Genomic DNA, 13,971 nt, shown 5'->3' with positions numbered 1-13,971 from the left:
ATCTAGAGCACTTAAAATATATCTTTTAACAGCTGCTAAAAGTATATCTCCTTCACCTACTGAATTTTCCAAAAACAACTTACCCAAAATCTTTTTCCCGTAGTAGCCAATTTCATTTAGCATCTCATCAGCATATACGTCTGGAGTAAAAACCTGACATTTTCTATGGTTCATTAATATCACACAAACTTTCAATTTATTCAAATGGATATTTAATACTTTTTTCATTCAAGCCAATACAATTATATACTAGTTTGCATTTTATGTGTTCACCTTTTAAACATAATTGAAATAGTAAATCTCCAGAACTATCTCTCGAATGCATATACCTAATTAATCTCTATCAGATAATAGTTTTTCCAACACGTGTTACGCAGGTCCATAACAATTGCCCTAGGTATTCATGATATCTAGGGCTTCGTTACGGATTAGATAACAATCAATGCTATCAGAAAAGCTGTACTCGGATGATGAGTACAGCTTACTTATTGAAATTCAGTAATGCGTTCACGTTCAATTATCAATGACTCATTAAATAATTTTGCAAGAGATTCAATGTTCTGCTCCCCTAAATATTCCATGTATTGACCACGCCATTCTTTTCGAATAACAACTGGCACTCCTAAATACTTCATACTCAGGTACATCAAGACCAATCGGCCTGTTCGTCCATTCCCATCAGAGAAGGGATGGATTCGCTCGAACTGGATGTGTGTATCTGCTAATACTTCTAAAATTTGTCTTTCGTCACTATCTAAATCCAATCGGTAATTTGTGTTCTCTACCCACTGATCCATTAGAAATGGCGTCTCCTCTGGTGTAGCCGTTTTGAATTCTGCCCCACGGATCGCATTTTGCTGCGTTTTAAACTGACCTTTATCATGCTGTAGACGATCGGTTAGTAAGGCATGAATTTGCTTGATTTCTGCTATATTTAACGGTTGGTTCCTATCTAGCAGTTCAATTAAATAGTCAAATGCTTGCTTATGATTTTCGATTTCATAAAATTCACGAATACTTTTACTACTGCTGGGAAGCGTTCCTTCTAAAATTATTGATACCGTCTGCGGTAAGCTAATCGTATTTCCTTCTATCCCACTGGAATGATAGGCCATTCGGACCAACACATCTTCTAAATAATCTTGAGAAACATTCATATCTTTCCCTCCCCTTCAGTGCTTGTGCTTACCATTATACAATAAATTAACGATTCAAAACACTTGCTGAATTTTCCGACTATATTACTATTCGATAGGGTGCTCTAGCTACAAAAGAAGCCGTATCTTTTTTATCAGATACGACTTCCTTGTATAGCTCATTTAGTTGGGTAACGATCGTTTGATCAAACTTCATGTAGATTTTAATATCATCCTTGTTTTTCTTGTCAAATAGGATTTTATCAATGAAGGTTCGGTAAATCTCTTTAACCACTTTTTTCTCACTGTGTTCCAGTAAGTAATCCAGTGAAGAGATAATCTGCTGGACATTTTCAGCCTTAATTTTTTGATCCTTATGGTGCAGGATACTTAAAATTTCATTTTCTCTTTGCGTATGCAACATGATTTTAGAAGTAAGTTCATTGATACGATCAATTAGATTATCATGCAATTCAGGACTGTCTTCTAAGGCTAACTGCAAACGTTCGAGTTTAGGTGCTAAGTCTAACTTTTCAGTAGCGATAACCGCAAGCTCCTGCTCTAATGGAGCAATTTGCTCTTGTAGCTCTTGATTCATTTCTTTAACTAATGAGTCTAGTATTTCTGGTACTTGAACGATTTCTTTTAGCCGTGCTGCAACAAAACTCTCAGCTTTTTCTTTCCGAATGGAATTGGCATGACAACCCTTTTTTGAGCCTTTACTTAAAAACTCGCAACAAGAATAGTAATGAAGGACTCTTTTCGTTCCATCCTTAAGTCGATTGGTGACATTATTGGCTGCCATTGGCGCTCCACACTCCGGACAACGCAATAGCCCCGTAAGTACGTTTTCACCAGTAAGATTCCATCTTGGTCGGTCCTTCTCATGAGCTAAACGATCTTGTACTGCCTGATAAGTGACTTCATCAATAATCGGTTCGTGCTCCCCTTTGACTAAAATTGGATTTGGATTCTTGCCTTTTCGCCGTTTTGTATCCCAATTTAAGTAACGAGCATATTCGATGAAACCTCCATAAATTTTATTTTGAAGAATGTCTTTGACTGCCGTTGGTGAAAATTTATTCTTTTTGAGTGTTTGGTAACCTTGTCGATTCAGATAAGTGGCAATTGTTCGATACTCATCTCCACCTAAGTATTTGGCAAAGATCAATTGAATGATTTTCGCTTCTTCTGGCTCGATAATCAATTGCTTTCTACCATCATCATCAAGACCGCTAACATACCCTAATCGCCTTCCACCAGCATAGCGTTGTTGATCACGTACCAAGCTAATCATTGACATGATTACATTCTCAGAAATTTGGTTGCGCTCGAACTCGGAGAAGCTACTTAGAAGCTGTAGCATAAGCTTTCCCGAAGACGTTGAAATGTCGAAATTTTCGCTGATTGAAAATAATTCAATCCCTAGCTTAATGAATTCTTCTACTGTATTTAAAATATCCAACATATTCCGACCTAAACGAGTCAACTTCCAAATAACAACAAGGTCAAAATTCCCTGCCCGTGCATCAGACATCATTTGTTGATAGGCAGGACGATGTTTGGTAGATTTCCCACTTAACCCTTCGTCAATATAGACTTCAACAACCTCATACCCCATTCTTTCTGCGCACTCATAGCCTTTTGTTTTTTGAGCGGGTATACTGTGACCTTCCAAAACCTGTTCCTGAGTGGACACCCTAATATAAAGCGCTACTCTTTTTGCTTTAGGATTTTGACTCTTCGCAACAGCCATTTGCCATTTAAAATCATCAGCAATTAGTGTTTGTTTTTTCAATTACATCCTCTCCTTTTTCCTGATATAAACGTTTCAGAAATTCCTTGAAGGTAAATACCATTTATTCTTTTGTCTTTTTGAACGGAAACAGTATTTACATGATTTAAGATCAGCCGCTGAACAGAATGTTCCTGCAATTCTAAAAGTCGATCTAGCTGTATCTGGTATTGGCTGATAGTCAATGTTTGGCTCGATTGTTTGTCCTCAAAGCTATTTAACAATCTCTTCATTTCATCTAAGGTAATCTTTCCTTCTTCAAATTGTTGGATAATTTCAATCCTACTATTAGACCTTTTTTGGTCTATCCGCTTCTCCTTCTTCATTAATTGCTTCATCTGTGCATCAATTTCAGTGATGATTCCTTGATATATGGTATCTTTTCTAATAAAGTTTTTTAAAGCTATAAGTACCTGTTTTTCTATTTTCGTGGCTGGTATATAAATTCCCTGACATTCACGGTTCGCACAGTAATAATAATGGAGACGTTTTGTCTTGCTGTGATTCCATTGCCACATAGGGCTTAGTTTTCGCCCACAATATGGACAAACAATTTTCTTGCGTAACAAATACTCTCTGTTATTAACTTTCTTTACACAACGAGATTTTCTAATGACTTGGGCTTGCTTAAACTGGGACTCACTGATTATTGGTTCAAAATTTCCTCGATACTCTCCAAAGGTACCGCCCTTCACCATGCCGTAGTAAACGGAATTGTCTAAGATGCTCCAAATATTATGAACTTTAAATGGGCGATTATTGAAATAGTGTCCTTCTTCAGTGAGTTTGTCTGCTAATTTCTTGTAGCCATATTCGCCGCTTTCGTATAAGTCAAATAATCGCTTAACTGCATTTGCTTCTTGTTCTACTTGAATAATCTCGCCTTCTATTAATCGATAACCAAAGGGAACAATCGACGAAATGTATTCCCTATTACTTCTCTTATAGGCTAAACCATTACGGGTATTTTCGATTATTGTATCTCGCTGCATTGAAGCATTGATAAATAGTAATTGAACGAACATCGTTTTTAGCGCTAAACTTGATGATCCTTCCGGTAATGGTTCAGAGATAGAGACAATCTCTACATTATGCTCATGACAGAGCTTTAAAAATTCCAAGGCTTTTTGTGTTTCTCGAAAAATCCGATCATAACGCCAAACATAAAGTCTTCCTTTTTTATGAGAAGAAGTGATCTCAGCAATTAATTTTTTTAAACCGAGGCGATCATCATTTCCTCCAGTTTCTCCTTTGTCGCTGAATCTCATCGGTTTAGATTCACAGTCTTCTAATGCCTTTTTTATTATCTCTGTCCACTGAGAATCATTGGACACTTTGTACGTATCCCAGACAGAGGTCCGATCATAGCCGTAGAGTCTCACTCACGCTACCTCCTCTTTTAAAGTGGTGAAGGGGGTTAATCCCCTTCACCAACATCAGGTTGTTGAGCGCTATCCATATCTGGATCATGATGATACAGATACGGCAACAACTGTCTTGCTATTGTTTTTGAAAATCGCATAGACGTCTCCATACAGACTTATCCTCCTTTCATGTTATTGGTTAGGTAGTTACTGCTTATCGAAACTCGATGCCATCAATAAATAGCATTTGATTGCCTGAGATGCTGTCGAAGTGACTACTTCCCCGAACAAATACTGATTTTTCTAATAGTTCATCTTCTATTCTTTTTTCTAAGCTTACGATAGACTTGTTATTAGGTAACACACGATCAACTTTATATGCCAACTGTTGAAAAGCCTTCGATACAAGTGGATGACCCTTTCCAAAGTTCTTTTGATAAGGGCTATCAAAGTCGTTTAAAATTTCAAAATAGCCGTCCACCCTGATGATTGGATCCATAAGTATTAGTCCTCCTATTTCTAATCCAAGTTTCATTACCCTGCTGTCTTTATTATTCAAGTTTGTTTTGGTAAGGAAGCTAACTTCTTTTACTGTTCCGTACCCGCCAAACGAATATGCTCCTGTGGTTTCATAGATTGAATTAATTAAAAAATTATCCGTATTGTTTTTCATTATATTTTCCTACTTTCATAATTTATTTGTCTGCTTTATTTATAGGATATTGTTACTTTTAAGGTGGTGCCCTATTCTGGTACATAATGACCACCACCTTAAAACTCTAAATCGTCTGGAGCAATATCATCGATACTTATTTCTTGCTGGGTTATTTCTTTTGCGTTGATTTCTAGCGATCTAGGTAATGAGAAGCTAAAATAAGCAGCATATTCTAGATCCAGGTGAAATTCATAGGTTGGTACACGTTTTCGGTTATCGACATTTATTCGCTTGTTTTTTCTATCCCCTTCTTTGTAGATCATGCCAATATCGATTAGCTCTTGAATAATTCGTTTTGGGTTTTCTACATTCGCCAATTTCTTCACTACATCTTCAAATTTATTTTTGAAAATATTGACTTGGATGTAGTCATTTTTCCTTTGGCAAATTCCCCAAGCATTATAGACAGGTTTTTTAGCATTCGAAAACTGGACAAAATGCTGACCATTCGAAAGTAAGAACTCAAGGACCTTTTCATCAATTCCTTGCTGTTCATTTTTTGCGAACTCAATTGCTTCTTGTTCTAAGAGAATCAATTCGTTCTTAATAAAATCGTAACGAATCGGGATTTCTAAGAGTTGAATTACTAATCTTGCTGCTGTTGTAATCAAAGCATAGTTGTTAGCAATTCGCTCTTTTACAGAGCTTTGAGGCAATTCTGCAATCATTACTCTTTTTTCTTCTTCAAAAGTCGATGTAATAATTTGATGCCCCTCTTCAAATAACCTTTTGACAAATTTGATGCCCGCTTGTCCATAGTTGTTATTTGAAACTTGTTTGATTTTCTCTGATGAACTAGCCGATTTCGTCCAAGTTTTACCAGAAAATTCAATAATTCGCGCACGCATCCCAGTTTCATTTTTAACAAATGTTGTAAGTGGGTTTTCTGCACTGGTTAAAATCATTGTTGAGAATGAGGAACGCTTTCTTATTGTCCCATCTTGATTTAATCGTTTTCTATCTTTCCCTGTACTCACAGCGTACACAAGTTGCGTAACATCAATGGTGCTGTTGGTGGCTAATTCGTCTAAAGCATAGAGTATTCCGTGATTATTAGCCAAAGTTCCAATAATACTGTTCATTGTCGCGTTCATTGAATCCATACTGCTATTAGGTGAAGAAAACAGTGATACAGCAAATACTTGTGATGTTGTTTTTCCGGTCGATGTTCTATTCGATAAATTGATGAACGGAGCCGTTAGCTCCGGATACGTTGTTCCTTTTAAGTAAGCAAAAACCATACTTGCAAATCCAACTGCTAACATCATTTCCATATAGGTTCCTAGCACATCGGTTTTAACCATTTGCAGCCAAGTGTCGTAATTCCCAGTTGGTTTGAGATCAAAAATGGCTCCTTCATCTAGTTGGCTAACAAACATATCGTTCGCATTCCCATAGGAATTAAAGAGCCTAAAAACAGGTTCCATATGGCGAAAATCCCAGCCAATCCGTTTATGGCTATAACAAACTTCAACAGTTTGTTTTTGTTCTATCAAAAAATCAACAAGATTATTCTCAAAATTGGCCTTGAATTCAAGTCCAACTCTTGAAAGTTTTTTTAACATACCGGCTTGAATATATGAGCCGTCCACCCAAATCTTTTCCCATAGATCATTGCTTTTATACATTAGCTGATATTGAACAGTGTTGTCCTCTATCGACTTTTTAATACCGTTGATGTAAACTGGTGAACTAATTTTAATCTTTTTGTCGTCTCCCTTTTTCCAGACCAATCCTTCATTGCTAAGAAGGTAAGGAAAGAAATCATATTTCTCTCCAGCTGATAAGTGAGTTTGACTAATCGGTTTTTGACCGATCTTAGCTTCATCTGGTCTGGGATATAATTCGTTGAAATCATAAATCGTGATCTCCTTATGGCTTTCATGCATACATTGGACCATAACAAAATCCCCACTCTGAATTAGTGCAAAGCCATAAGGGCTGTTTGTGTGATCTTTCATTGGACATTTTTCGAAGCTCAAAATAGTGATCCCAGGTTTATCACCAGCCTTTTCCTTATAAGAAAATCCATAATGATCGGCCCATTTTTTCGCATTGCCTTTCATCCAAACCATTTTCTTTTTCTCAAGTGTTGGTGTTTTTCGGGCTTCACTTTGATTTTTCTTTAGAGTTTCCTCTACCCACTGATTTAGTTTTGAAAGGTCATTTGTTTTTTTATCCTCATGTATAGACACGATATAGCTTTGCCGATGAGGTGTTTCTTCCGTTGGATCACCTTTTGTAGCTATACAACCATATAGCTTCGTCAATCTTGCAGCATCATGAGTAACCGTATCGATTTTTGCTTCTGGCTCATCAAACTCAGATGCCAGAGCTTCCAACAGTTTTTTTCTAAATGTATTAGGATAATTTTTGAAATCGCCATGAAGAATTATATGCATTCCATTGCCAGAGAAAGCGACTAAATAATTATTAATACCTAAGTCTTTCCAAAGTTTTTCGATCTTTTTCACAATTTTTTCTGATACGGAAACCATTTGTATCGTGGCGCTCGTTCCCGCTTTGCGAACAGTATCCACATCTATCAACACACCATTAGGCTCTTTGAAGTCTGTATTTCCAAAAGATGTTTTTGATAATGCTGCTTTTTCAGGTTGATTAAACGTTATGTTGATTGTTTTGCCCCAAACCTGATTATTTATAATCCATTGATAAAGCGGTCTCTGCTGCTCAGCTTCAATAGAAACAATAGATGTTTTAGTAGGTTCTCCTTTGGCAAAATGACGAACATTTAAATGAGTAATACCTTTTCTTTTTAAATAGTCCGTTGTCTCCCGCATTTTTGGCCAAAGTAATTTGTCGAACTCTTCCTTAGTGACTTGTGTGTCTTTTTCGGTAATCTTGATTAAGTCTTCTCTGTTTTCCATTTACATTCCCTCCGATATAGCTAATATCGGATCACCGGTAATCCTTTTTGTTGTTTCGTAATTACAAGTTAATCTTAATGGGAAAGCTCAAAAAAAGAATCGGGTAAAAAAGAGCAAGAAATTGCTTTTTTTTACCCCTTTTTTACTTTTTAAGTATTCAAAAAAAGAGCGACAAAATGAGGTAGACTCACTTTGTCGCTCTGATCTTATCTTGTTAAAACCAGTATTCCTCTTCATATTTCCCATTATCTGCACATGTAAGTAAATAGGATAGTCGTCCGTATCCGGAACTCAAATAATGATTTATCGCGTGAACTGATTGTCTGAATTCATGCTGGACAGTAGCAAATTCTTCATAAAGTTTATCTATTCCCGGGAAAAATATTTCTGCAATAATAATATCCAACAAACTAAATAACGGGTAATTATCGATTCTATTTTGAAACATTTCATGTTCAGGATCAAAACCTTTAGCATTCATACTATCTAATAGCCACCATTTAGTATCTCTGTTATACAAAACAGTATAGGTTTCGTTAAAAACTTCTAAAGTATGGAATGCAATGTATGGGTTAAATGGTTTCCATTCAGATGTGTTTTTATTTCTAATCGCTTCTATAAAATCGCTATAGATTTCAAATTGATAATACGAGGAACCGTTAACTACTTTATCCTTCATGAATTGCTGATAAACTTCCTTATCACTTAGTCTAATCCCCTTTTTTCGTTCTTGTTGTGTATACAGGGCAAGTTGTTTATCATGTTTTTCTTTAAACATTTCGACAAGTAATTTTTTAAAATGTTGATTGTATGAGGACAAAAATAAAACCTGCAACCCCATATAGCAATTAATATACTTTATTCCATATTTTTTGATAAGTGAATTATACTTTGACTTTTCAGTTTTTGTTTTAGTACGTATATCATATACTAATAACTCGGCATTTTTTTCCGGCAATGTCAGCAATCTTTCAACTTGTTTATTATAACGATCATCACTTGGTTGGAAATTTTGAAAAATAAGAATCAATAATAAATTTTCTAGCTCATTTAATTGATTATTTTTATGCTCAATATTTATTCCTTCACAGTCAAACTGTACCCTTGAATTAAGCTTCCGATTAATCCATTTATGATAACCATTCTCTAAATCACATTCAACAGTATTTACTACTGTCTCTTATACACATCTAGATGTGTATAAGAGACAGACTCTTCCTTGTTTTTATCTCTCTTCGTGAGTTGAAGATATGAAGCATCATTAAACAACGGATTCAAACTTTTATTTTGATAATCGTAAATATTCATGCAATCACCTCAATAAAAATAATAATATACTGATAAAGTAATTGATAGTATAATTTGTAAAATTGGGATTTTTGGGATGACAACCTCCTTTTTTATACGAATACGTTTAGTGAACCTTAAATTGAAAAAATGAACCCATGTACCCAAAAACTTTTTGGGTACATGGGACTATTACATAGCCTCTATTTATTTACCTATTAGTCATTCCTGATTATTCCCAGAAATCCCAATTTTTTTAAATCACTTTATTATTCCATATTATAGGCTTTCTCGTATTTTTTCCCGATCCTCTCTTCTAATTTGTACTGATCAGAATTCTTAATCGCCTCAGCAGCTTCCGTGTACTTTGCTTTGATCATTTTATCCTTTATCTGATTTGCTTTGCCTTCTATTTCTTCGACTGTTTGACTTCTTGAACCAGGAAAACCATCATCTTCATTGATCATAGTCCAATAGTTCCCAAGTTCTTGAGCGTAACTGCGCATCTCAGTAGCTTTCTCATCCCCCGGTTTCTGATCGTGCGCCTGTTGATAAAACTCTGAAGCTTTACCAAACTCGCCCTGTGAAAAATAACTGTCGCCATTTGCCATCGCCTGACGATAATCTTTATTCGAAAACCAATTCCAACCAAAAACGATAATGATTAAAGCAATAACTGCTCCGCCTATTTTTAAGACTCTTGCTTTTTTCTCTGGCTGTTGATTTAGAGAGTGGATGGAAGATTGAACCTTATCGGTAATTTGGCTATCTTCTGCTGCTTTCTTGATTCTCGATGCAGTTTTTTGAGCGCCTTCTTTTGCTGCATCGATTCCTTCCGCTACTTTTTGTTTACTAATAGTAGAATTCTTTTCAGATTCTGTATGATTTGATTCAAAGTCATTGACTAATGAGCATCCACACTTACCACAAAACTTCGCACCAGCACTTACTTTATTTCCACAACTTGGACAAAACTTGATTTCCATCTACTCACCCTTTTCTTTTCCTAACAACTCACACAATTGTCGACCAAACTCATTCATCGCAGAGACTTGTTGCGACTCGTCACCATCTTCTGATAAAACTACAACAACATAAGCGTTCCTATTTGTTTCAAAAATGCAGGCATCATTTTGAACACCGTAATCCGTGTATTCTCCAGTCTTGTTATATACATTTACCTCTGAATCAATCTCTTTCGGTAACTTCGAATGATTTTTATTGTATTTTAGAATTTCTAGCATCTGCTGATCATATCGTGGAGAGACAGCTTTCCTCTGATAAATCTTTTTCAAAAGATTCCCAACATCCACCGCAGATGTATAATTATCCTTGCCAGCCGCTAAAGCAGTACTATCGACAAATTTCCGTTCAATTCGTGTGTCGTTGAATCCCTGAGTATAAATGAACTTCGTAATGTTTTCTGGACCACCAAGAATGTTCATGACGATGTTACCGGCTGTATTATCGCTATCAACGATCATGTGACGAATCAAATCCTCATATGTCAATTCAGTACCTTCTGCATAGTTTTGCAACACGCCTGTCCCACTAACTTTGTCCGTATCTTTTAGAACGTATGGCTCATCTAACCGAATTGTCCCTTCATTGACTTCACGATAGAAAGCTTCCATCAAAAATAATTTGATAATACTGGCCGCTCGAATTGGTGCAGTTCCACTTTTTTCATAGTCGATGTTTTTTTCATCAATCATTGACACAAAGACACCTGTTTTGTTCTGCAACTTTCCAACTGTACTATCTGCAAGGTTACTGACTTCTTGTTTGTTAAAAGCTGATTGTGTACTTTGTTCTGTTGAAATGGATGTTGATTCTTTGGTCATTGATGATGAGGTACTCTCGTTTGTCTCACTTGATTGCACAACAGGCTTTTTGTCATCATGATTGAACCACCAGTACCCTCCACCTCCAACGACAATTACTAAAATTGTGAGTACAACTGCAACGATCCACTTTCTTTTAGGTGGTTTTTCCTGAGTCTTACGAACCTGTTCTTCCTCTGGAATAACCTCTGTAACAAGCTCGAATTGCGGCTCTTCTATCTCGTCGTACTCATTCATATCATTTTGATTTTTCTGCTTGACTAGTGTTCCACAATACTCACAAAAGGAAACACCATCAGTCAATTTTTTTCCACATTCTTCACAATAGGCCACATGATCCCCCCTAACATTTTTTAATCTTCGCTGTCATTCTGATTCTTCAACCATCGGGCTACGTATGGAAGTCCGTCCTCTTCAACAGTATCGTTCTGTATCTTTCGTTTCTCCTCATGTAAAAAGCGACGAATCTGCCGCTCAGAATAATCGAAAGATACTGCTAATTGTTGTATCTCATCCTTGTTCAATACCTTCTCGCGAAGCAATTCTTTACGAAGATGCTTTTTTACATAATCTGAATCAATTAGTTTAGTCGGAAAAGTAACCGATAATCCTTTGAAATTTTGGTAGATAATCAAACAATCATCCAACGATGTGAGTTGAGCAATCGTTTTATAGATACCATTTAACCCTTCAATTTCTTTTTCCACATGAACATCACCCACGTCCTTTATAAGAAATGTATTACGTAATCAGTTTATCGACTTAGATCAGACATTGCCTGTTCATCCGTCATGCCCTTTGTCACTGACATTTTCAGTCGTTTTGTCATTGGTTCATCATTCAGGTAGTAGTTGCTCAAACAGTTGCGGATCAATGTCTGCCAATTTCCAGCTTTTCCTACAGGTTGGGTTCAAAGGATGTGACCAACTTCCAGTATTGGGATCAGTTAGTACCTTCGTCATTTTCTTTTGTTTCGCATTAAGCAAATTGTAAATCGTCTTAGTCTGTTCAATCGCAGTCGTATTGGAATTAATCACTGATCCCACTGCAAAAATGATCGTCTTTACACCTTTTTGAGAGAGCGCCGTACTTAAGGTTTCCATCGTGTTCTCGTCCGTTCCTTTAGAAGCGTATGAAGATGCTGTTGTTAATTCTGTGGAACTAAAGAGATTAACAGCTAGAAAACCAGAGTAGTTTCCGAGCTTCCGAATGTTTTGCTCTATTAGAAATAACGTCAAATCTGTGGTGAATGGTTCAATATCACTTGGTCTAATGGTTATCACAACTGCCAATGGACCTGTCTTTTCATCCTTTTTCGCTGATTCCCATTCTCGTCTGAAAACATATCGATGGGTACGCGTTTCTGAGTCTCGCCAAATTTCCGTTTTTACGATTTCCAATTTCTTTTCGATCATTGTGTTCATCCTCTCTATAGTTATATTTATCAAATAATTTGCGCATTAATCAGTGTCACAAGCACTGCTGTTGCGATCTTCGCAATCAATCTAAACCACTTCATCGTTGTCACCTATCCTTTCATTTTTCTCAAGCGCTAATAAGATGTCCTGTAAACACTCTGCTATCGTTTTCCATATTTCTGGACTAATCATGAGATTCACCATATGAATACCAGTGAAGTTTTCCTTCTACTAGTATGCCGCGAGTATATTCGCAGCTACTAGTAGTATCTGTGATGAAATACACCACAAAATCTTTTCCAGATTCTTGCTCCACATACAAGTACAAATGAGTCAGTACTAGTTTAGGTAAGTCAGTGTTAGTTACTTTAATGATTGTTGGATCTAACTCTTCACGTTCAGCTGTAACTGACTCAAATCCCCAATCAGTTTCTTGTGTTGTTATTCCTACTTGTTCCTTCAATATGATGATCGCTTCATCCATCATTTCTATTCATTCCTTTCTACAAAATAAAAACCCCAACGACCTGTAATAGCCGTTGAGGTTAGGTATCTTCACTAATATGTCCTTCTGCTCGCATGGACAAAAACTTTCCAGTGGAACCAATAATAAGATGATCTTGTAGCTTAATCTGCAGTAGTTTCGCTGCTTTTTCTAAGCGCGCTGTCAGTTGAATATCTGCTAACGAGGCGGTTTCATCTCCTGAAGGATGATTATGGGCAATACAAATTGAAACGCTATTCGATAACAGCGCTGCTTTCAATATATCTCGTGGAAAAGCTAACGATTGGTTGATCGTACCAATATGGATCGTTTGGATGATTGTCGGCTCTAGCTTTTGATTTAATCCCGCCATGACTAAATGTTCTCTATCCTTATTTTCAATAAACGGTGCGAATAACTGATACAAGGCTTGTGGACTATTACATTTCCTACCTGCATAGAGTACGGATGACTCTTTCACCATCTGTAAGGAAACGATATTCACACGTTTCTTTGGCTCTATTTTATTCCTCAATACCAAGACCTTCTTTCGATTCTTTTTTATGATTTCCTACTTATGATCTGATTCTTTTCATTAGTATTCCTCTGGTAATAACATTGTATGCTCAATAACCCATAATTTCTTTACTTGGAAATTTATTAATTCTTTTGTTATTCGGCATTCGTGATAGTCGATGAAGAACGGTTCCTCTTGTCGGTGAGTGATGTTAATGGTCCTTCGTTGATCATCTCGATTGAACTCAAAAATTTGTAGGTAATCCATTTGAATCTCTGATTGCTTCACCTTCTCGTCAATCAAATGCCAACAGCGCAACTGAATTTCTTTCGGGGCTTGTTCATTTACTCCTTTCGTGATATAGCGATTTTCTTGTGTATCGAACATTGGCTATTCCTCCTTCTGAACATAAAAATAGCCCAATCATCGATTAAAATGATTGGGCCTCATGGTAATAATATATGCTTGTAAATCCAATTAACTCAAAGTACTGTCTGTAAAGTACTACATCAAGATATAATCT

The 13,971-nt window shown here is 36.4% G+C and carries 13 protein-coding genes and 1 pseudogene; all 14 read right to left on the bottom strand.

What is annotated here, in order from left to right; translation table 11 throughout:
• Positions 1-228: pseudogene (locus A5875_RS24010) on the bottom strand (hypothetical protein); the annotation flags it as partial.
• A gap of 257 nt (positions 229-485) precedes the next feature.
• Positions 486-1,157 carry a Fic family protein gene (locus A5875_RS15260; RefSeq protein ID WP_088934375.1) on the bottom strand — a complete coding sequence of 224 codons (672 nt, stop codon included), beginning with the start codon at positions 1,155-1,157 and terminating at the stop codon, positions 486-488.
• Between the two features lie 79 nt (positions 1,158-1,236).
• The gene (locus A5875_RS15255; RefSeq protein WP_088934704.1) at positions 1,237-2,892 is read right to left on the bottom strand and encodes a recombinase family protein; all 1,656 of its coding nucleotides are present in this window, start codon (positions 2,890-2,892) and stop codon (positions 1,237-1,239) included.
• A gap of 38 nt (positions 2,893-2,930) precedes the next feature.
• Positions 2,931-4,313 carry a recombinase family protein gene (locus A5875_RS15250; protein ID WP_088934374.1) on the bottom strand — a complete coding sequence of 461 codons (1,383 nt, stop codon included), beginning with the start codon at positions 4,311-4,313 and terminating at the stop codon, positions 2,931-2,933.
• A gap of 196 nt (positions 4,314-4,509) precedes the next feature.
• Entirely contained in the window at positions 4,510-4,968 is a 459-nt protein-coding gene (locus tag A5875_RS15245) for a hypothetical protein (protein WP_088934373.1), read from the bottom strand.
• A 98-nt stretch (positions 4,969-5,066) separates the two neighbouring features.
• Positions 5,067-7,898, bottom strand: coding sequence for a DUF927 domain-containing protein (locus A5875_RS15240; protein WP_088934372.1), 2,832 nt, complete (start codon positions 7,896-7,898; stop codon positions 5,067-5,069).
• Between the two features lie 214 nt (positions 7,899-8,112).
• A complete protein-coding gene (locus A5875_RS15235; protein ID WP_088934371.1) occupies positions 8,113-8,928 on the bottom strand; it encodes a hypothetical protein in 816 nt (271 codons plus the stop codon).
• A 526-nt stretch (positions 8,929-9,454) separates the two neighbouring features.
• A complete protein-coding gene (locus A5875_RS15230; protein ID WP_088934370.1) occupies positions 9,455-10,171 on the bottom strand; it encodes a zinc ribbon domain-containing protein in 717 nt (238 codons plus the stop codon).
• Positions 10,172-11,362: a serine hydrolase gene (locus tag A5875_RS15225; protein WP_088934369.1), complete on the bottom strand. Its 1,191-nt coding sequence runs from the start codon at positions 11,360-11,362 to the stop codon at positions 10,172-10,174.
• Positions 11,363-11,382: 20 nt separating this feature from the next.
• A complete protein-coding gene (locus A5875_RS15220; protein ID WP_088934368.1) occupies positions 11,383-11,736 on the bottom strand; it encodes a hypothetical protein in 354 nt (117 codons plus the stop codon).
• A 129-nt stretch (positions 11,737-11,865) separates the two neighbouring features.
• Positions 11,866-12,444, bottom strand: coding sequence for a DUF1643 domain-containing protein (locus tag A5875_RS15215; RefSeq protein WP_088934367.1), 579 nt, complete (start codon positions 12,442-12,444; stop codon positions 11,866-11,868).
• A gap of 187 nt (positions 12,445-12,631) precedes the next feature.
• Positions 12,632-12,934, bottom strand: a complete 303-nt coding sequence (locus tag A5875_RS15210) for a 4'-phosphopantetheinyl transferase (RefSeq protein ID WP_088934366.1) — start codon at positions 12,932-12,934, stop codon at positions 12,632-12,634.
• Between the two features lie 58 nt (positions 12,935-12,992).
• The gene (locus tag A5875_RS15205; RefSeq protein ID WP_254911880.1) at positions 12,993-13,466 is read right to left on the bottom strand and encodes a JAB domain-containing protein; all 474 of its coding nucleotides are present in this window, start codon (positions 13,464-13,466) and stop codon (positions 12,993-12,995) included.
• Positions 13,467-13,526: 60 nt separating this feature from the next.
• Positions 13,527-13,835, bottom strand: a complete 309-nt coding sequence (locus tag A5875_RS15200) for a DUF960 family protein (protein ID WP_088934365.1) — start codon at positions 13,833-13,835, stop codon at positions 13,527-13,529.
• Between the last annotated feature and the right edge of the window lie 136 nt (positions 13,836-13,971).

Source organism: Enterococcus sp. 3H8_DIV0648 (assembly GCF_002140655.1).
Classification (GTDB): domain Bacteria; phylum Bacillota; class Bacilli; order Lactobacillales; family Enterococcaceae; genus Enterococcus_A; species Enterococcus_A hulanensis.
This window is presented reverse-complemented; position numbering and strand designations above follow the sequence as displayed.

Excerpts from the sequence above, each read along its gene's own strand:
- A5875_RS15240 (WP_088934372.1), bottom strand. The coding sequence starts at position 7,898 with ATGGAAAACAGAGAAGACTTAATCAAGATTACCGAAAAAGACACACAA.
- A5875_RS15210 (WP_088934366.1), bottom strand. The coding sequence starts at position 12,934 with ATGATGGATGAAGCGATCATCATATTGAAGGAACAAGTAGGAATAACA.
- A5875_RS15260 (WP_088934375.1), bottom strand. The coding sequence starts at position 1,157 with ATGAATGTTTCTCAAGATTATTTAGAAGATGTGTTGGTCCGAATGGCC.
- A5875_RS15255 (WP_088934704.1), bottom strand. The coding sequence starts at position 2,892 with ATGGCTGTTGCGAAGAGTCAAAATCCTAAAGCAAAAAGAGTAGCGCTT.
- A5875_RS15215 (WP_088934367.1), bottom strand. The coding sequence starts at position 12,444 with ATGATCGAAAAGAAATTGGAAATCGTAAAAACGGAAATTTGGCGAGAC.
- A5875_RS15230 (WP_088934370.1), bottom strand. The coding sequence starts at position 10,171 with ATGGAAATCAAGTTTTGTCCAAGTTGTGGAAATAAAGTAAGTGCTGGT.
- A5875_RS15200 (WP_088934365.1), bottom strand. The coding sequence starts at position 13,835 with ATGTTCGATACACAAGAAAATCGCTATATCACGAAAGGAGTAAATGAA.
- A5875_RS15245 (WP_088934373.1), bottom strand. The coding sequence starts at position 4,968 with ATGAAAAACAATACGGATAATTTTTTAATTAATTCAATCTATGAAACC.